Source organism: Enterobacter sp. ECC_219_Taxon_10, from assembly GCF_058354905.1.
Window position 1 is genome coordinate 761726 of record NZ_CM178005.1, and the last position, 18323, is coordinate 780048.

Here is an 18323-nt window from a genome sequence, read left to right on the forward strand (position 1 = left end):
TTTGCGTGCCAGAGTGTTAGGCTCGCTATCGAATGAAGAGTATGATAAAGCAAATTATAGGCGATGTCCTTCAATTGACCGTGACTTGAACACAGTGATGATGACGTTGCGTCGGCCAGGAATATGACTATCCGGGGAGTATATGCAGTATTGGGGTAAAATAATCGGCGTTGCGTTCGCCATCATCATGGGTGCCGGGTTCTGGGGGATTGTGCTTGGGCTTATTATCGGCCACATGTTTGATAAGGCGCGCAGCCGCAAAATGGCCTGGTTTGCCAATCAGCGCGAGCGTCAGTCACTCTTTTTCTCCACCACCTTTGAGGTTATGGGGCACTTAACCAAATCCAAAGGGCGTGTCACAGAAGCCGATATTCAGATTGCCAGCGTATTCATGGATCGCATGAATCTGCACGGTGAATCTCGTGTGGCTGCGCAAAATGCGTTTCGCATCGGTAAATCCGATAACTATCCGCTGCGTGAAAAGATGCGCCAGTTCCGCAGCATCTGCTTCGGACGTTTTGATTTAATTCGGATGTTTCTGGAAATCCAAATCCAGGCGGCATTTGCCGACGGTTCACTTCACCCTAATGAACGTGATGTGCTGTACGTCATTGCGGAAGAGCTGGGCATCTCCCGTATGCAGTTTGACCAGTTCCTGCGCATGATGCAGGGCGGGGCACAGTTTGGCGGCGGCTATCACCAGCAGTCGTCCGGTGGCGGCTGGCAGCAGGCGCAGCGTGGCCCGACGCTGGAAGATGCCTGCAACGTGCTTGGCGTGAAGCCCACGGACGATCAAACCACAATTAAACGTGCCTACCGTAAGCTGATGAGTGAACACCACCCGGACAAACTGGTCGCGAAAGGCTTACCGCCGGAAATGATGGAGATGGCGAAGCAAAAAGCGCAGGAAATCCAGAAAGCGTACGAGCTGATTAAAGAGAAGAAAGGTTTCAAATAAGCAAAAGCCCGACAGCGTCGGGCTTTTTTTTCAGAAGTCCACCGGGGCTTTAAACGTCATCGCGTTACCGAAGGCCGGGTGGGTGATGGTGAGCGTCTGCGCGTGCAGTTGCAGACGTGGCGCTAACGCCAGCGCTTCCGGCGGGGCGTAAAACCGGTCGCCCAGAATCGGATGACCCAGCGCAAGCATATGCACGCGCAGCTGGTGTGAACGTCCGGTAATTGGCTTAAGCAGGACGCGCGCGGTATTATCCGGCGCGTACTCCAGCACTTCATATTCGGTCTGCGCGGCCTTGCCGGTTTCATAGCACACCTTCTGCTTTGGCCGGTTCGGCCAGTCGCATATCAGCGGCAAATCCACCAGCCCTTCCGCCTGCGCCGGATGGCCCCAGACGCGGGCGACATACTGCTTTTTCGGCTCGCGCTCGCGGAACTGGCGCTTCAACTCACGCTCCGCCGCTTTGTTCAGCGCCACCACAATCACGCCGCTGGTGGCCATATCCAGGCGATGGACGGACTCTGCCTGCGGAAAATCGCGCTGAATGCGCGTCATCACGCTGTCCTTGTGCTCGTCCAGGCGCCCCGGCACGGACAACAGGCCGCTCGGCTTGTTGACCACCATGATGTGTTCATCCTGATACAGAATGACCAGCCAGGGATCCTGCGGCGGATTATACGGCTCCATCACCATCTTGCGCTCCGTTTACTGATGCGTCACAACGATAAGACGCAGGGCATCCAGGCGCCAGCCCGCCTGGTTCAGGCTTTCCAGCACCTGCTGACGGTTGCTTTCAATCGCCGCCAGCTCGTCGTTACGGATGTTCGGGTTGACCGCTTTTAACGCTTCCAGGCGGGACAGCTCGGCAGACAGTTTCTCGTCGGCTTCATTGCGCGCAGCGTCAATCAGTTCTCGGGCCGCTTTTTCAATCTGGGTTTCGCCCTGCTGAAGAATAGCGTGCACGTCCTGCTGCACCGCATTGACCAGCTTGCTGCCGGTATGGCGGTTCACCGCGCTCAGCTGACGGTTAAAGCTTTCGAACTCAACCTGTCCTGCGAGATTCGTACCGTTTTTATCCAGCAGCAGACGCACCGGCGTTGGCGGCAGGAAGCGGTTGAGCTGCAGCTGTTTCGGCGCCTGCGCTTCCACAACGTAGATCAGCTCCAGCAGCAGAGTGCCTACGGGCAGCGCCTTGTTTTTCAACAGGGAGATGGTGCTGCTGCCGGTATCGCCGGAGAGGATCAGATCCAGCCCGTTGCGGATCAGCGGGTGCTCCCAGGTGATGAACTGCGCATCTTCGCGGGACAGCGCCACATCACGCTCGAAGGTGATGGTACAGCCGTCTTCCGGCAGGCCCGGGAAATCCGGGACCAGCATGTGGTCTGACGGGGTAAGGACAATCAGATTCTCGCCACGATCGTCCTGGTTAATCCCGACGATGTCGAAGAGGTTCATGGAGAAGCTAATCAGACTAGTGTCGTCATCCTGTTCTTCAATGCTCTCAGCCAGCGCCTGTGCTTTTTCACCGCCGTTGGAGTGGATCTCCAGCAGGCGGTCGCGGCCCTGCTCAAGCTGCGCTTTCAGCGCGTCGTGCTGCTCGCGGCAGGACTTGATCAGATCGTCAAAGCCGTCGGTGTTTTCCGGCGCGGCCAGGAAGCCAATCAGATCGCCGTGCACCCGATCGTAAATGGTGCGGCCGGTTGGACAGGTATGTTCAAACGCATCCAGACCTTCGTGGAACCAGCGCACCAGCACGGACTGGGCGGTTTTTTCCAGATATGGGACGTGGATCTGAATATCATGCGCCTGACCAATACGATCCAGGCGGCCGATACGCTGCTCCAGCAGATCCGGGTTGAACGGCAGATCGAACATCACCAGATTGCTGGCGAACTGGAAGTTACGGCCTTCGGAGCCGATTTCAGAGCACAGCATCACCTGGGCGCCGCTGTCCTCTTCGCCAAACCAGGCCGCCGCGCGGTCGCGCTCGACGATGGACATCCCTTCGTGGAACACGGCGGCGCGAATGCCTTCGCGCTCGCGCAGGACCTGCTCCAGCTGCAGCGCGGTGGCCGCTTTGGCGCAGATCACCAGCACTTTCTGGGAGCGGTGCGCGGTCAGGTAGCCCATCAGCCACTCTACGCGCGGATCGAAGTTCCACCAGGTGCCGGTATCGCCTTCAAATTCCTGGTAAATCTGTTCCGGGTAGAGCATATCGCGGGCGCGCTCTTCCTGGGTTTTGCGCGCGCCCATAATGCCGGAGACTTTAATCGCCGTCTGATACTGGGTTGGTAGCGGCAGCTTGATGGTGTGCAGCTCGCGTTTCGGGAACCCTTTCACGCCGTTACGGGTGTTACGGAACAGCACGCGGCTGGTGCCGTGGCGGTCCATCAGCATGTCGATCAGCTCTTTGCGCGCGGATTCCGCGTTCTCGCTGTCGCTGTTCGCGGCCTGCAGCAGCGGTTCAATATCCTGCTCGCCAATCAGATCGCTCAGGGTGTTGAGCTCGTCGTTTGAGAGACGTTTTCCCGCCAGCAGCAGCGCGACGGCATCCGCAACCGGACGGTAGTTATTCTGCTCTTCCACAAACTGCGCGAAGTCGTGGAAACGGTTTGGATCGAGCAGGCGCAAGCGGGCGAAGTGGCTTTCCAGACCGAGCTGCTCCGGCGTTGCGGTCAGCAGCAGGACGCCGGGCACGCGCTCGGCAAGCTGTTCAATCGCCATATATTCGCGGCTCGGTGCGTCTTCGCTCCAGACCAGATGGTGTGCTTCATCGACCACCATCAGATCCCACTCGGCGTCACACAGGTGCTCAAGACGCTGCTTGCTGCGGCGCACGAAGTCCAGGGAGCAGATCACCAGCTGTTCGGTTTCAAACGGGTTGTCGGCATCGTGCTGCGCTTCGGCATAGCGCTCGTCGTCGAACAGGGAGAAGCGCAGGTTAAAGCGGCGCAGCATCTCGACCAGCCACTGGTGCTGCAGGGTTTCTGGCACCACGATCAGCACGCGCTCGGCTGCGCCGGAAAGCAGCTGTTGATGCAGGATCATGCCAGCTTCAATGGTTTTACCCAGGCCCACTTCATCAGCCAGCAGCACGCGCGGCGCGTGGCGACGGCCCACGTCATGGGCGATATTCAGCTGGTGGGGGATCAGGCTGGTGCGCTGGCCGCGCAGGCCGCTCCACGGCATACGGTACTGCTCGCTCTGGAACTTGCGCGCGCGGTAGCGCAGGGAGAAACGATCCATGCGGTCAATTTGCCCGGCAAACAGGCGGTCCTGCGGCTTACTGAACACCAGTTTGCTGTCGAGCAGCACTTCACGCAGGATGACATTTGTCTCGTCGGTATCAAGACGCGTCCCGATGTAGGCGAGCAGTCCATTCTCTTCTTTTACGTCTTCAACCTTCAGCTGCCAGCCGTCGTGGCTGGTCACGGTGTCACCCGGATTAAACATCACGCGGGTTACAGGGGAGTCATTGCGGGCGTACAGGCGGTTTTCACCGGTGGCAGGGAAGAGGAGGGTAACCATGCGCGCATCAACGGCAACGACGGTTCCTAATCCAAGTTCGCTTTCTGTATCGCTGATCCAGCGTTGACCAAGTGTAAAAGGCATAGTTGTTCGGCTCTAATCTTTAATTGCAGGCAATAGTTCGACCCCCGTCAAAAAAGACGGTCATCGAAAAATGGGTCCGGGAATGGAAAGGGCGCTATGGTACTGGATGGCAGCCATTTCGTCACGCGTCAAAATAGGCCAAGTTGCCCTGTCACTAGTGTAGCAAAATCGTCGTCAATGAAGGGCAAAATTCCGTCGGCGACGGGCTGAAGCTGGCGCGTAAGATAGTGATCGTAATCGAGCGGAGACTGCTGGTAATCAACGGGTTCCGGGCCGTTAATCGTCCAGACGTACTTAATGGTACCCCGATTTTGATACTGTGGCGCACGTCCGCGGCGCACGTTTTCTTCATCCGCCAGACGCGCGGCGCGCACGTGTGGAGGAACGTTACGCTGGTACTCCGCCAGCGGGCGGCGCAGGCGTTTGCGGTAGACCAGCTGGTTATCCAGTTCGCCCGCCATCAGGCTGGCGATGGTTTCGCGCACGTAATCCTGATACGGCTCGTTGCGAAACACCCGCAGGTAAAGGGTTTGCTGAAACTGCTGTGCCAGCGGCGTCCAGTCGGTGCGCACCGTTTCCAGGCCTTTAAAGACCATACGCTGCTTATCTCCTTCCTGAATCAGCCCGGCGTAGCGCTTCTTGCTGCCCTGATCGGTACCGCGAATGGTGGGCATTAAAAAGCGGGCAAAATGGGTTTCAAATTCCAGTTCTAATGCGCTGGTTAACCGCTCTTTTTGCAAATGTTCCTGCCACCAGGCGTTCACGAAAGCGACCAGTTCTTTGCCGATTCGCGAGGCATCCTCTTCTGTACGTGCGCTCTTAAGCCACACAAAGGTGGAATCCGTGTCGCCGTAGATAACGTCATAGCCCCGGGATTCAATCAGCGCTTTGGTCTGGCGCATGATGTCGTGCCCGCGCATGGTGATGGACGAGGCCAGACGGGGATCAAAGAAGCGGCAGGCGCTGGTCCCCAGCACGCCGTAAAAGGCGTTCATAATGATTTTCAGCGCCTGCGAGAGCGGCTTGTTGCCGTGGCGTTTAGCCTCGTCGCGGCCGTGCCAGATGTTCCCCACAATTTCAGGCAGGCAGTGTTTTTCCCGCGAAAAACGGGCGCCGAGGAAACCGTCGGTGCTGTGGGCGTCGTCTGGCTGCGCCATGCCTTCTACCAGCCCGACGGGATCGATCAGGAAGGTGCGGATAATCGACGGGTAGAGGCTTTTGTAGTCCAGCACCAGAACCGAGTCATACAGTCCAGGCCGGGAGTCCATCACGTAGCCGCCGGGGCTGGCCTGCGGCGGCACGTCTCCGAGGTTGGGCGCAACATAGCCCGCACGGTGCATTCGTGGGAAATAGAGGTGGCTAAAGGCCGCTACCGAGCCGCCGTGCCTGTCAGCAGCCAGGCCGTTTACCGTCGCCCGCTCCAGCAGGAACGGCATGATCTCGGTTTTATGGAAAATCTGCGTCACCAGCTCACAGTCTTTCAGGTTATAGGTAGCGAGCGCGGGTTTGTCTTCGTTGAAGCGCCGGTCGATCTCGTCCATGCGGTCCCACGGATTGTCGATGGATTTGCCTTCACCGAGCAATTCCTGCGCTACCGCTTCCAGAGAGAAGGAGGAGAAATTCCAGAAAGCGGATTTCAGCGCCTCGATGCCGTCGATAATCAGTCGACCGTTGGCCTGCGCAAAGAAAACGCCGTTCTTAAAGCCGTGCTCGCGCCACTCCAGCTCCGTATTTCCGCGCCCGAGCATCAGCGGGATGCGATACCGCTCGGCGTGTTTTTGCAGCACGCGCAGGTCAAACTGCACCACGTTCCAGCCGATCAGCACATCCGGGTCGTGCCTGGCAAACCACTGGTTAAGTTTCTCCAGCAGCTGCGGGCGGCTGCTGACGTACTCAAGCTGAAAATCCAGCGCGGACGCATCGCCGTTCGGCGGCCCGAGCATATACACAACCCGCTGCCCGCAGCCTTCAAGACCGATGCAGTACAGTTCGCCATGACGGGTGGTTTCTATATCCAGGGAGACCCACTTCAGCGGTGGACGATAATGCGGATTCGGCTTCAGGCGAGCGTTGATGAGGGTGCCGTTTTGCTCTGCGCCGTCTACCCAGACGGGCGCGGTTATAAACCGCTCCATCAGAAAGCGTTCCGGTGGGCGGATATCCGCTTCGTAGAGCGTCACGCCCGCTTCGCGCAGCAGCTTTTCATAGCGCATCAGCTGGCGATGGGCGCGGCAGTAGAGGCCGTAAACCGGCTGGCGGTGGAAATCTTTCAGTTCAAGCGGGGTAATGCGCCAGCCGCTTTCGTCGCGCAGCAGCTGCTTCACCTTTTCGACGTGCGCTTCAGGGATAAATGCCACGGACTCCTGCGGCGGCAGCGTAACGTGCAGCGGGCCGTTGTCCGTCGCCAGCCAGAACGCGACCTCGGTGCCCTGAGGGGTATCCCGCCAGTGTCGGGTCAGTAAAAAGCCTTGTTGCGCCTGTGCCACGCCGCTATCCCATAAAACAAAACCAGGCCTGATTATAGCCTGGTTGAATGTTTTATGCTGGAGATATATACAGTTTATTGTCCGTAATAGGCCTTCGCGCCGTGCTTGCGCAGATAATGCTTATCCAGCAGGGTTTGCTGCATATCCGGCAGCTGCGGCGCCAGCTGGCGACAGAAGATCCCCATATAGGCGACCTCTTCGAGCACGATAGCGTTATGCACCGCGTCTTCCGCGTTTTTACCCCAGGCAAACGGGCCGTGGGAGTGCACCAGCACGCCGGGCATCTGCGCCGCGTCGATTCCCTGTTTTTCGAAGGTTTCGACAATTACGTTACCCGTTTCCCACTCGTACTCACCGTTGATCTCTGCATCGGTCATCAGACGCGTGCAGGGAATGGTGCCGTAAAAGTAGTCCGCGTGGGTGGTGCCGGTCGCCGGGATCGACTGGCCCGCCTGCGCCCAGATGGTCGCGTGACGAGAATGGGTATGCACAATGCCGCCGATGGTCGGGAATGACCGGTACAGCAGGCGGTGAGTGGGCGTATCGGATGACGGTTTTTTGTTACCTTCCACCACTTCACCCGTCTCGATGCTGACCACCACCATATCGTCCGCGGTCATCACCGTGTAATCCACGCCGGAAGGCTTGATCACGAACACGCCTTTTTCCCGGTCAACGGCGCTGACGTTGCCCCAGGTCAGGGTCACCAGGTTATGTTTCGGCAGCGCCAGGTTGGCTTCGAGCACCTGACGTTTGAGATCGTCTAACATTGTTGTCTCCCTGCCCGGTGGGCGTAGCGCCACCGGGCATTCCGTACTTAGCGTTTTGAACCGTAATAGACTTCGTTCCAGCGCAGCGCGTCCTTAAAGGCAGGCAGGCGGGTATCGTTATCAATGACGGTCAGCTCGATATCGTGCAGCTCGGCGAACTGACGCATGTCGTTCAGATCCAGCGCGTGGCTGAACACCGTGTGGTGCGCGCCGCCGGCCAGGATCCACGCCTCTGACGCGGTCGGCAGGTCTGGCTGCGCTTTCCACAGGGCGTTGGCGACAGGCAGTTTCGGCAGCGAATGTGGCGTTTCAACCGCATCGACGCAGTTCACCAGCAGGCGGAAACGATCGCCCAGATCGATCAGGCTGGCGTTGATGGCCGGGCCGGTGCGGGTGTTGAAGATCAGACGCGCCGGATCGGCTTTGCCGCCGATGCCGAGATACTGCACGTCGAGGATCGGTTTCTCTTCGACGGCGATAGAAGGGCACACTTCCAGCATGTGGGAGCCGAGCACCAGGTCGTTGCCGTTTTCGAAGTGGTAGGTGTAGTCCTCCATAAAGGAGGTGCCGCCCTGCAGACCGGTCGACATTACCTTCATGATGCGAAGCAGAGCGGCAGTTTTCCAGTCGCCTTCGCCTGCAAAGCCGTAGCCCTGCTGCATCAGACGTTGTACCGCCAGGCCCGGCAGCTGTTTCAGGCCGTGGAGGTCTTCAAAAGTGGTAGTAAAAGCGTGGAAGCCACCCTGTTCCAGGAAGCGCTTCATGCCCAGCTCAATGCGCGCTGCATCCAGCACGTTCTGGCGCTTGTCGCCGTTGATTTGTGCCGCAGGGGTCAGGCGGTAGCTGCTTTCGTATTCATCCACCAGCGCGCTCACGTCGCCATCGCTAATGTCGTTTACCACCTGCACCAGGTCGCCCACTGCCCAGGTATTTACGGAGAAGCCGAATTTGATCTGCGCAGCGACTTTATCGCCGTCGGTGACCGCCACTTCACGCATGTTGTCGCCGAAACGCACCACTTTCAGGTGGCGGGTATCCTGCTTAGAGACCGCCTGTCGCATCCAGGAGCCGATACGTTGTTGCGCCTTGCCATCCTGCCAGTGGCCGGTGACCACCGCGTGCTGCTGGCGCATGCGCGCGCCGATGAAGCCAAACTCGCGGCCGCCGTGCGCGGTCTGGTTCAGGTTCATGAAGTCCATGTCGATGCTGTCCCACGGCAGGGAGGCATTGAACTGGGTATGGAACTGCAGCAGCGGTTTGTTGAGGATAGACAGACCGTTGATCCACATTTTGGCCGGAGAGAAGGTATGCAGCCACACCACCAGACCTGCGCATTTATCGTCGTAGTTCGCGTCGCGGCAGATGTGGGTAATTTCGTCCGGCGTGGTGCCCAGCGGTTTCAGTACCAGTTTGCACGGCAGTTTGGCTTCCGCGTTCAGCGCATTAACCACGTGCTCCGCGTGTTTCGTCACCTGCTGCAGCGCTTCCGGTCCGTACAGATGCTGGCTGCCAATCACAAACCACACTTCATAGTTATTAAAAATGGTCATCATCGTGTCCTTAATGGGTCAGGGTTGCCGTAGTGTCCGCGGTGCTTTTGGCCGGGGCGGCGACAGGGAGATAGTGAAGTTCGGCGCTTTTTGCCCATTGCTGGTAGCGCTGATAAAGCTGTTCAAAGCGTTGTGCCTGCCGGGCACGCGGCTGGAGCGTATTTTCGACGGCGCTCGCCATATGCTGCTGTGCGGTCGGGATATCGGAATGCACGCCTGCGGCCACGGCAGCGAAAATCGCCGCGCCCAGCGCGCAGCACTGATCGGAAGCCACAATCTGCAGCGGACGGTTCAGCACGTCGCAGCAGGCCTGCATAATCACCGGGTTTTTACGGGCGATGCCGCCCAGCGCCATCACGTTGTTCACGTCGATGCCCTGCTCGGTGAAGCACTCCATAATGGCGCGGGCACCGAAGGCCGTTGCGGCAATCAGGCCGCCGAACAGCGCTGGAGCGTCTGTCGCCAGGTTGAGATCGGTAATCACCCCTTTCAGACGCTGGTTGGCAAACGGCGTGCGGCGACCGTTAAACCAGTCCAGCACCACCGGGAGGTGATCGAGAGACGGATTTTTGGCCCAGGCTTCGGTGAGCTGCGGCAGGAGCTGCTTTTTGCTGTCGGCAATCTGGGTTTTCAGCTCTGGATGAGCCGCTGCCAGCTGGTCCAGAGGCCAGCCCAGCACGCGGCCAAACCAGGCGTAAATATCGCCAAACGCGGACTGACCGGCTTCCAGGCCGATAAAGTCCGGCACCACGCTGCCGTCAACCTGGCCGCAGATGCCTTTCACCGCGCGGTCGCCGACGCTGGCTTTATCTGCCGTCAGAATGTCGCAGGTCGAAGTACCGATAACTTTTACCAGGGTGTTGGGCTGCGCGCCCGCGCCCACGGCGCCCATATGACAGTCAAACGCGCCGCCGGAGATGGTCACGTTCTGCGGCAGGCCGAGACGCGTCGCCCACTCTTCACAAAGCGTGCCGACCGGAATATCGGCGGTGAAGGTGTCGGTAAACAGCGGGTATTTGAGATTCTTGTTGATGATTGGGTCGAGTTCATCAAAGAACGCGGCCGGAGGCAGGCCGCCCCAGCTTTCATGCCACAGGGATTTATGCCCGGCGCTGCAGCGCCCGCGGCGAATATCCTGCGGCCGGGTGGTGCCGGAGAGCAGGGCAGGCACCCAGTCGCACAACTCAATCCAGGACGCCGCGGCCTGCGCAACGGTTGCGTCGGCGCGGGTGACGTGGAGGATTTTGGCCCAGAACCATTCGCTGGAGTAAATCCCGCCGATGTAGCGCGAGTAGTCTGTTTTACCCGGCTGATGGCACAGGCGCGTGATGGCTTCGGCCTCTTCCACGGCAGTATGGTCTTTCCACAGCACGAACATGGCGTTCGGGTTGTCGGCAAACTCCGGGCGCAGTGCCAGCACGCGGCCTTCGGCATCCACCGGGGCAGGCGTGGAGCCGGTGCTGTCGACGCCAATCCCCACGACCTCGGCCCGCTGGGCGTCCGTCAGTTCGGCCAGTACGGTTTTGATTGCCGCTTCCATCGACTCAATGTAGTCCCGCGGGTGATGACGGAACTGATTGTTCGCCGCATCGCAGTAGCGCCCTTCCTGCCAGCGCGGGTACCACTCAACGCTGGTTGCTATCTCCTGGCCGGACGTACAGTCCACTGCCAGCGCGCGAACCGAGTCGCTGCCAAAATCGAGGCCAATTGCAATTGCCATGGTGTTGCTCCATCCAAAAAACAGGTATGGAAGAACATTAGAGACTGGAGGCGAAAATCGTCAGGCAGGATCCGCTAATCTTATGGACTAAATTGCTGTTACGACGGAAAGTGTGACGCCGTGCAAATATTCAATGTGGACATTTCTGCCGCACTTATAGACACTTTTGTTACTGCTTATCTGCCTGTACTGGCGGAGAAATCAGGGGGAAAGGCTGAAACATAGCGGACGTAAAAGAGGCGTGATGCTTTTTGGATCTTTTCGCAGGCCATTTTTATACTGCTTTTAGTGATATGGACAATTGGTTTCCTTCAGGACCCTTGGGAGAACTGAATCTATGGCCGAAACGCAAAACGATCCCCTGTTGCCGGGATACTCGTTTAACGCGCACCTTGTGGCGGGACTGACCCCTATCGAGGCTGAGGGATATCTCGATTTTTACGTCGACCGACCGCTCGGAATGAAAGGGTATATTCTCAACCTGACCGTGCGGGGGGAAGGGATCATCAAGAACGGTGACCAGCAGTTTGTCTGCCGTCCCGGCGATATCCTGCTGTTCCCGCCGGGAGAGATCCACCACTACGGGCGTCATCCGGATGCTAAAGAGTGGTATCACCAGTGGGTCTATTTCCGCCCGCGCGCTTACTGGCAGGAGTGGCTTTCGTGGCCGGCTATTTTTGCGCATACCGGCTTTTATCGCCCGGATGAGGTTCATCTGGCGCAGTTTCGCGAACTGTTCGCGCAGATTATTGAGGCGGGGCAGGCCGGCGGGCGCTATGCCGAACTGCTGGCGATAAACCTGCTTGAGCAGGTGCTGCTGCGCCGCATGGAGGCCATCAACGAATCGCTTAACCCGCCGCTGGATAACCGCGTCCGCGACGCCTGCCAGTACATTAGCGACCATCTGGCCGACAGCCAGTTTGATATCGCCAGCGTCGCCCAACACGTCTGTCTGTCGCCGTCGCGGCTGTCGCATCTGTTCCGCCAGCAGCTGGGCGTCAGCGTTCTGAGCTGGCGTGAGGATCAGCGCATCAGCCAGGCTAAGCTGCTGCTCAGCACAACCCGAATGCCGATTGCTACCGTTGGGCGCAACGTGGGATTTGAAGATCAGCTCTATTTCTCTCGCGTGTTTAAGAAATGCACCGGCGCGAGCCCGAGCGAATTCCGCGCGGGATGTGAATAAACGGTAAAAAAAGATAAACAAGCAGGTGAATGCGGGAAGCAACCTGTAAACTATTCAGACAATTGTTGCCTTGACGCGGTGCGGGGCGCTAAGCAGAATCGCTGATTCGTTTTCTGACCGGAATAGTTATGCAGGCATTGCTGGAACACTTTATTACCCAGTCCGTTATGTACTCGCTCATCGCCGTGGCGCTGGTGGCGTTTCTGGAATCGCTGGCGCTTGTTGGGTTGATCCTGCCCGGAACCGTGATGATGGCGGGGCTTGGCGCGCTGATCGGCAGCGGCGAGGTTAATTTCTGGCAGGCGTGGCTGGCCGGGATTATCGGTTGCCTGATGGGGGACTGGATCTCCTTCTGGCTGGGCTGGCGCTTTAAGAAGCCGCTGCACCGCTGGTCTTTTATGAAAAAGAACAAAGCGCTGCTGGATAAAACCGAGCATGCTCTGCATCAGCACAGCATTTTTACCATTCTGGTAGGCCGCTTCGTTGGGCCAACGCGTCCGCTGGTGCCGATGGTGGCGGGGATGCTGGACCTGCCGGTCGCGAAGTTCGTGGTGCCGAACATTATCGGCTGCGTCTTCTGGCCGCCGTTTTACTTCCTGCCGGGGATCCTCGCCGGCGCGGCGATTGATATCCCTGACGGTATGCAAAGCGGTGAGTTTAAGTGGCTGCTGCTGGGCACGGCTGTGCTGCTGTGGCTGGCGGCCTGGCTCTGCTGGCGGCTATGGCGCAGCGCGAAAGCCAGCGTCGATCGCCTGACGCGCTATCTTCCGCGCTCTCGTCTTTTGTGGCTGGCCCCGCTGACGCTGGGCGTTGCGGTGGTGGCCCTGGTCGCGCTGATTCGTCACCCGCTGATGCCGGTGTACGGCGAGATCCTGTTGAAGGTGGTAAGCCGTTAATCTGTTTCCCGCTCTAGAACCCCATATCTCTGTAAGCCCGGTTTGAGCTGGTGATAGACAGGAAAGCGCCTGTCACCGCTGGAACCAGAACAGAGAGTATTATGCTTGCCGCTAATACCAGTATGGAAGGCATCTCACCGGGATTATTTGTTATCATCATAATGAAAAATAACGAGAATAATAAAAATAGCCCCGTCATTACCCCATTAACAAAAGGAAGCAGCCAAACGTCCCATCGGCAGATTTCGGGTACATGAGTTTCCTGCGAGGAAAGGGCGGTGACGGAGAATTTATTCATTGCTGAATTTGCCACCAGCTGAGCTCCCTGCGCATACTTTACCGCATCGGCAGCAAGCGCCAGCGCCAGCCATCTGTATCCCTCGCTCTTTTCCCCGAGCGAGGATTCCATTTCCAGCCTTTCCATAACAGCGTTTTTAGCATCCAACGCCTGCATCAAAGGATATTTTTCCGTACGGGCTAATCCGCTGTACCAGAGCGCTTTTGGGGCCGTCACAGGTCCAACATCCAGATAAACCGGCATCGTTTCTTCTACATCCGTGATCTTACTCATCGGTTGGTACAGATAAACCGGTTTCTCTCCCTCTGTATGCACGTATTGGTTAGTGAAGAGAAAAGCGCAGGCGTTTTCCATTCTCTTACTGTCACCGTCTTCACCATGCATATCGACGACGATCAGCAGCCTGTTAACGATGAATTTGTCGCTTGCCGCTATCCACTCCCCGATGAGCGAGTAGTCAGGGCATTCGCTGATAAACTGAATTTTGCCGCCGTGCGCACTGTGTAACTTCAGATTTTCCAGCGCTCGTCTCAGATCCTCAACACAGTTCGCATCGCCCCCGCGAACCCAGACGTATGTATCCCTTCGCTGATACGCACTCATTTTGAGCTTATCGGCCATCGGCGCGAGCAGGCGCGAAAAGACGGCTTCGTCTGGAGTCTGGTCAAACGCTTCGGTTGCCTCAATTTTTAGCGGCGTTTTGGGCGCCAGCGGAAACTCACCTTCAAGCTTAAGCATATTCAGCGCCAGTTGATCGACCGGAGAGAGGGCCGACCAGGCTGCAATGGTGATGTTCTGACGCGCAAAACGTTTGAGCCTGATAGCCCTCTCTTTTGCAATATATTTGCGAGTTTCTGCATAGTTTACAGAGGTACTTATTATCATTTTCAGCGCAAATACCAGACACGTTACCAGGCTGAGCGGTAGCAGTACGGACGGCAAGAAAAAAAAGAGCGTCACATGTTTATTCTGAGGCCAGGTAAAAATCTCAAGAATGATCCCCATGACAACAGCGACGATATACACAGCAACGATCGCTAACGTCGGCATTTTTACGTCAGCATCTTTCTGCTTCGAATATAACCACCACTCCATTATATAGCCCCCGCCGTTGGCAGCGTTGTCCTTATTTCACACCCGCACGCTGCTTTACACCGGTCGACAACCACGCCTCGTCCGAGCATCGTCCAGCGTGGATGGCACTCTGTAATCGGGTATTTCCCTTTGTGCAGCAGGCATTCAACGATGTCATCTTTTAGCGCCACGGGTTTACCCATGAAATTGGCCCCTGAAGCTGAAGTCACTTTTCCACCGTTCGCCAGCGGATCGTCTAAGCGAATTACGCCGTTCATTGTCTATCCTTAGTCGTTTATCGCGCATCCATGTCACAGCGCATATGGTCCCAGCCGGTGTAGCCTTTCACTTCAGGGACCTTATCGGGTTGGTCTTCCCAATTAGTCTGCAATGACTGTACGGTGTCCTTGAGGCCTTGCTTCGTCATATAAACCATTCCCCATGCCCAGCCACCCGTTCCTGCTGTAATATCGCCCTGCACCCCATCCTGAAGTTCGTAATGAATACCCTTACCACCGGGCAATAGACGGGGGTCATCAAACGGCCTGGAGGACATATAAAGGCGGTGCTTTGTCAGCAGAAAGCCCTGGTCATTCACCACTGTGAAAGAAACAACATCATCTCGCGGAGGTGAGTTCATTCCATCCGGTTCGTTTCCTCCGGGAGAGAATTGTGCAACCTGCCACGTTTTCCCGTAGTCCTTAGAGACACGAAAACCACCGACTCCCCAGCCTGTAATAGCGATGTATCGTTCTGAGGGATGGACAAACTTTTTAGTAAATATTCTGTAAAACTGGCTTACAGGTTCAGAATGAATCCCCCGCTGCGTATCGGTGTACCAGAGCTCGCCTTCACAGTCCCAGCCCTTCAGTTCGAGATAACGATGGTCATCGAAACGATAGACCACCTGCGTCGGCGGCTCGTTGGCCTGACAGCCTGAAGCCATCAGTACAGCAGCGGCAGCCATGCCTGAGCATAATGCTTTCATTGGTTAGCGCCCCGCATCCATGTCACATTGCATATGGTCCCAGCCGGTGTAACCTTTCACTTCAGGGACCTTATCGGGTAAATTCTGATAATTGGTATGGAATTTTGCCGTATCGTTCTCCAGTGCCTCTTTAGTGATGTAATCGAGCCCCCACGCAGGCCCTGGTGATTGTGGTTTAATTCTGTGAGTTACGCCTTCAACTACATAATTAATTCCTGGCCCACCAGTTGCCAGGCGTGGGTCATCAAACGGTCGGGATGACATATAAAGCCGGCGCTTTGTCAGCAGAAAGCCTTGATCGTTTATTACCGTCAGAGATAGCACCTCATCATAAGCTGGTGAGGAATCACCATTCGGCTCGTTTTCTCCGGGAGAAAACTGCGCTAACTGCCAGGTCTTTCCGAAATCTTTTGATACGGTAAAGGCACCACCACCCCATGATGTGAGGACAATATATCGCTCTGAAGGGTGAATAAATTTTTGGGTAAAAATGCGATAAAATCGTGAATACGGCTGCGAATGAATCCCCCGCTGCGTATCGGTGTACCAGAGTTCGCCTTCACAGTCCCAGCCTTTCAGTTCCAGATAACGATGGTCATCAAAACGATAGACTACCTGCGTCGGCGGCTCTTTCGTCTGACAGCCTGAAGTCATCAGTACAGCAGCGGCAGCCATGCCTGAGAATAATGCTTTCATCAGTTAGCGCCCCGCATCCATGTCACATTGCATATGGTCCCAGCCGGTGTAACCTTTCACTTCAGGGACCTTATCGGGCAAATTCTGATAATTTGATTCACGCCTGACGACTTTTCCCTCCAGCCATCCTTTTGTGAAATACACCATCCCCCATTTCCAGCCAGGTGCATCTGAAGTTATTTCGTCCACCTCACCGTTTTCAAGCTGGTACTTAATTCCAGAACCACCTGGCAATACGCGCGGATCGTCAAATGGTCTGGATGACATATAAAGGCGATGCTTTGTCAGTAGAAAGCCCTGATCGTTTATTACCGTCAGAGAAAGCACCTCATCATAAGCTGGTGAGGAATCACCATTCGGCTCGTTTTCTCCGGGAGAAAACTGCGCTAACTGCCAGGTCTTTCCGAAATCTTTTGATACGGTAAAGGCACCCCCACCCCATGATGTGAGGACAATATATCGCTCTGAAGGGTGAATGAATTTTTTGGTAAAAATGCGATAAAATTGTGAATACGGCTGCGAATGAATCCCCCGCTGCGTATCGGTGTACCAGAGTTCGCCTTCACAGTCCCAGCCTTTCAGTTCCAGATAACGATGGTCATCAAAGCGATAAACCACCTGCGTCGGCGGCTCTTTCGCCTGACAGCCTGAAGCCATCAGTACAGCAGCGGCAGCCATGCCTGAGCATAATGCTTTCATTGGTTAGCGCCCCGCATCCATGTCACATTGCATATGGTCCCAGCCGGTGTAACCTTTCACTTCAGGGACCTTATCGGGTAAATTCTGATAATTGGTATGGAATTTTGCCGTATCGTTCTCCAGTGCCTCCTTAGTGATGTAATCGAGCCCCCACGCAGGCCCTGGTGATTGTGGTTTAATTCTGTGAGTTACGCCTTCAACTACATAATTAATTCCTGGCCCACCAGTTGCCAGGCGTGGGTCATCAAACGGCCTGGAGGACATATAAAGGCGGTGCTTTGTCTGCAGAAAGCCCTGGTCATTCACGACAGTAAAGGAAAGAATGTCGTCATAGGGAGGTGCATTGTCTCCATTAGGTTCATTTTCTCCGGGCGAGAATGAGGACGGGTGCCAGGTTTTGCCATAATCCTTTGATACAATAAATCCCGCAGATTCCCAGGCTGGAATGGCAATATAACGCTCAGAGCTATGAATGAATTGTTTGGTATATATACGGTAAAACTGGAAGTACGGCAGAGAATGAATTGCTTTCTGAGTATCGGTGTACCAGAGCTCACCTTCACAGTCCCAGCCTTTCAGTTCCAGATAACGATGGTTATCAAAGCGGTAAACCACCTGCGTCGGCGGCTCATTGGCCTGACAGCCTGAAGTCATCAGTACAGCAGTAACAGCCATGCCTGAACATAATGCTTTCATCAGTTAGCGCCCCGCATCCATGTCACATTGCATATGGTCCCAGCCGGTGTAACCTTTCACTTCAGGGACCTTATCGGGTTGGTCTTCCCAATTAGTTTGTAATGACTGTACGGTGTCCTTGAGGCCTTGCTTCGTCATATAAATCATTCCCCACGCCCAGCCACCCGTTCCTGCTGTAATATCGCCCTGCACCCCATCCTGAAGTTCGTAATGAATACCCTTACCACCGGGCAATAGACGGGGGTCATCAAACGGTCTGGAGGACATATAAAGCCGGTGCTTTGTATGCAGAAAGCCTTGATCGTTTATTACCGTCAGAGATAGCACCTCATCATAAGCTGGTGAGGAATCACCATTCGGCTCGTTTTCTCCGGGAGAAAACTGCGCTAACTGCCAGGTCTTTCCGAAATCTTTTGATACGGTAAAGGCACCACCACCCCATGATGTGAGGACAATATATCGCTCTGAAGGGTGAATAAATTTTTTGGTAAAAATGCGATAAAATTGTGAATACGGCTGCGAATGAATCCCCCGCTGCGTATCGGTGTACCAGAGCTCGCCTTCACAGTCCCAGCCTTTCAGTTCCAGATAACGATGGTCATCAAAGCGGTAAACCACCTGTGTCGGCGGCTCTTTCGCCTGACAGCCTGAAGCCATCAGCAATACAGCCAAGGCTGTACCTATTCTATTTTTCATTTCC

General features: G+C 56.1%; 16 protein-coding genes. 3 read left to right on the forward strand and 13 right to left on the reverse strand.

The genetic code is table 11. The features are described from left to right. Window positions 1–142: 142 nt before the first annotated feature. The gene (djlA, locus tag AC4ICF_RS03575; RefSeq protein ID WP_163330299.1) at window positions 143–958 is read left to right on the forward strand and encodes a co-chaperone DjlA; all 816 of its coding nucleotides are present in this window, start codon (window positions 143–145) and stop codon (window positions 956–958) included. Window positions 959–988: 30 nt separating this feature from the next. Here the strand turns inward: djlA and rluA are convergent, their stop codons facing one another. The 6 genes from rluA to araB form a co-directional block, all read right to left on the reverse strand. After that, window positions 989–1648, reverse strand: a complete 660-nt coding sequence (gene rluA, locus AC4ICF_RS03580) for a bifunctional tRNA pseudouridine(32) synthase/23S rRNA pseudouridine(746) synthase RluA (protein WP_023310367.1) — start codon at window positions 1646–1648, stop codon at window positions 989–991. 12 nt (window positions 1649–1660) lie between these two features. Beyond that, complete coding sequence (gene rapA, locus AC4ICF_RS03585) at window positions 1661–4567, reverse strand: RNA polymerase-associated protein RapA (RefSeq protein WP_316379706.1); 2907 nt, start codon at window positions 4565–4567, stop codon at window positions 1661–1663. A gap of 128 nt (window positions 4568–4695) precedes the next feature. Continuing rightward, a complete protein-coding gene (gene polB / locus AC4ICF_RS03590; protein WP_316379705.1) occupies window positions 4696–7053 on the reverse strand; it encodes a DNA polymerase II in 2358 nt (785 codons plus the stop codon). Window positions 7054–7127: 74 nt separating this feature from the next. Then, window positions 7128–7823, reverse strand: a complete 696-nt coding sequence (gene araD / locus AC4ICF_RS03595; RefSeq protein WP_025758012.1) for an L-ribulose-5-phosphate 4-epimerase — start codon at window positions 7821–7823, stop codon at window positions 7128–7130. 47 nt (window positions 7824–7870) lie between these two features. After that, on the reverse strand, window positions 7871–9373 hold the full coding sequence (gene araA / locus AC4ICF_RS03600; RefSeq protein ID WP_045369353.1) for an L-arabinose isomerase: 1503 nt from the start codon (window positions 9371–9373) through the stop codon (window positions 7871–7873). A 10-nt stretch (window positions 9374–9383) separates the two neighbouring features. Continuing rightward, complete coding sequence (araB, locus tag AC4ICF_RS03605; protein ID WP_316379704.1) at window positions 9384–11093, reverse strand: ribulokinase; 1710 nt, start codon at window positions 11091–11093, stop codon at window positions 9384–9386. A gap of 337 nt (window positions 11094–11430) precedes the next feature. On the opposite strand from araB, the gene araC reads away from it, so the two are divergent. Next, entirely contained in the window at window positions 11431–12276 is an 846-nt protein-coding gene (gene araC / locus AC4ICF_RS03610) for an arabinose operon transcriptional regulator AraC (RefSeq protein WP_116342460.1), read from the forward strand. Between the two features lie 128 nt (window positions 12277–12404). Beyond that, complete coding sequence (locus tag AC4ICF_RS03615; RefSeq protein WP_316379703.1) at window positions 12405–13172, forward strand: DedA family protein; 768 nt, start codon at window positions 12405–12407, stop codon at window positions 13170–13172. A gap of 13 nt (window positions 13173–13185) precedes the next feature. Here AC4ICF_RS03615 and AC4ICF_RS03620 read toward each other — a convergent pair whose 3' ends face one another. From AC4ICF_RS03620 to AC4ICF_RS03650, 7 genes are read right to left on the reverse strand one after another with little or no spacing between them, the layout of a single operon-like run. Continuing rightward, entirely contained in the window at window positions 13186–14565 is a 1380-nt protein-coding gene (locus AC4ICF_RS03620; RefSeq protein WP_316379702.1) for a hypothetical protein, read from the reverse strand. Continuing rightward, window positions 14565–14822 carry a PAAR domain-containing protein gene (locus tag AC4ICF_RS03625; protein ID WP_039024331.1) on the reverse strand — a complete coding sequence of 86 codons (258 nt, stop codon included), beginning with the start codon at window positions 14820–14822 and terminating at the stop codon, window positions 14565–14567. The genes AC4ICF_RS03620 and AC4ICF_RS03625 overlap by 1 nt, the downstream gene beginning before the upstream one ends. Before the next feature lie 17 nt (window positions 14823–14839). After that, complete coding sequence (locus tag AC4ICF_RS03630) at window positions 14840–15532, reverse strand: T6SS immunity protein Tli3 family protein (protein WP_491466149.1); 693 nt, start codon at window positions 15530–15532, stop codon at window positions 14840–14842. A gap of 3 nt (window positions 15533–15535) precedes the next feature. Further along, on the reverse strand, window positions 15536–16228 hold the full coding sequence (locus tag AC4ICF_RS03635) for a T6SS immunity protein Tli3 family protein (protein ID WP_316379701.1): 693 nt from the start codon (window positions 16226–16228) through the stop codon (window positions 15536–15538). Between the two features lie 3 nt (window positions 16229–16231). Then, on the reverse strand, window positions 16232–16927 hold the full coding sequence (locus AC4ICF_RS03640) for a T6SS immunity protein Tli3 family protein (protein ID WP_407065522.1): 696 nt from the start codon (window positions 16925–16927) through the stop codon (window positions 16232–16234). Window positions 16928–16930: 3 nt separating this feature from the next. Further along, window positions 16931–17623, reverse strand: coding sequence for a T6SS immunity protein Tli3 family protein (locus AC4ICF_RS03645; protein WP_316379700.1), 693 nt, complete (start codon window positions 17621–17623; stop codon window positions 16931–16933). A gap of 3 nt (window positions 17624–17626) precedes the next feature. Further along, on the reverse strand, window positions 17627–18319 hold the full coding sequence (locus tag AC4ICF_RS03650) for a T6SS immunity protein Tli3 family protein (protein WP_316379699.1): 693 nt from the start codon (window positions 18317–18319) through the stop codon (window positions 17627–17629). Window positions 18320–18323: the final 4 nt, after the last annotated feature.

Coding starts and splice junctions, on each gene's coding strand:
- djlA (WP_163330299.1), top strand. CDS start 143: ATGCAGTATTGGGGTAAAATAATCGGCGTTGCGTTCGCCATCATCATG.
- rluA (WP_023310367.1), bottom strand. CDS start 1,648: ATGGTGATGGAGCCGTATAATCCGCCGCAGGATCCCTGGCTGGTCATT.
- rapA (WP_316379706.1), bottom strand. CDS start 4,567: ATGCCTTTTACACTTGGTCAACGCTGGATCAGCGATACAGAAAGCGAA.
- araD (WP_025758012.1), bottom strand. CDS start 7,823: ATGTTAGACGATCTCAAACGTCAGGTGCTCGAAGCCAACCTGGCGCTG.
- araA (WP_045369353.1), bottom strand. CDS start 9,373: ATGACCATTTTTAATAACTATGAAGTGTGGTTTGTGATTGGCAGCCAG.
- araB (WP_316379704.1), bottom strand. CDS start 11,093: ATGGCAATTGCAATTGGCCTCGATTTTGGCAGCGACTCGGTTCGCGCG.
- araC (WP_116342460.1), top strand. CDS start 11,431: ATGGCCGAAACGCAAAACGATCCCCTGTTGCCGGGATACTCGTTTAAC.
- AC4ICF_RS03615 (WP_316379703.1), top strand. CDS start 12,405: ATGCAGGCATTGCTGGAACACTTTATTACCCAGTCCGTTATGTACTCG.
- AC4ICF_RS03620 (WP_316379702.1), bottom strand. CDS start 14,565: ATGGAGTGGTGGTTATATTCGAAGCAGAAAGATGCTGACGTAAAAATG.
- AC4ICF_RS03625 (WP_039024331.1), bottom strand. CDS start 14,822: ATGAACGGCGTAATTCGCTTAGACGATCCGCTGGCGAACGGTGGAAAA.
- AC4ICF_RS03630 (WP_491466149.1), bottom strand. CDS start 15,532: ATGAAAGCATTATGCTCAGGCATGGCTGCCGCTGCTGTACTGATGGCT.
- AC4ICF_RS03635 (WP_316379701.1), bottom strand. CDS start 16,228: ATGAAAGCATTATTCTCAGGCATGGCTGCCGCTGCTGTACTGATGACT.
- AC4ICF_RS03640 (WP_407065522.1), bottom strand. CDS start 16,927: ATGAAAGCATTATGCTCAGGCATGGCTGCCGCTGCTGTACTGATGGCT.
- AC4ICF_RS03645 (WP_316379700.1), bottom strand. CDS start 17,623: ATGAAAGCATTATGTTCAGGCATGGCTGTTACTGCTGTACTGATGACT.
- AC4ICF_RS03650 (WP_316379699.1), bottom strand. CDS start 18,319: ATGAAAAATAGAATAGGTACAGCCTTGGCTGTATTGCTGATGGCTTCA.